At 80.6% G+C, this 283-nt stretch carries 1 pseudogene; it reads left to right on the forward strand.

The window, feature by feature from the left end:
• A pseudogene (locus tag G3I42_RS08260) lies at positions 1-283 on the forward strand (metal-binding protein); the annotation flags it as partial.

Raw genomic sequence — 283 nt, forward strand, 5'->3', positions numbered from 1 at the left:
GGCTCTCGGCCGTGTTGGGCAGCGAGTACGCGTGCGCGCACCGGCTGGGCCGGCTGCTCGGCGCGCTGCGGCGGCTGCGGGACGAGGAGGGGGTACGGGCCGCCGCCGTGCCCGCCCAGGGGCACCCGGAAGGGCCGCTCCCCATGGGCGCGGCCCGCGCGGGCGCCCTCCTGGACCGGCAGTTGACGCTCGCCCGCAACCGGGCGCACTCGGCGGCGCTCGACGCGCTCGGCTCGGCGCGCTTCCACGCGGTCGCGGACGCGGTCGCGGTCCTCGCGAGCGA

It is taken from the genome of Streptomyces sp. SID11385 (genome assembly GCF_010548245.1).
GTDB lineage: Bacteria > Actinomycetota > Actinomycetes > Streptomycetales > Streptomycetaceae > Streptomyces.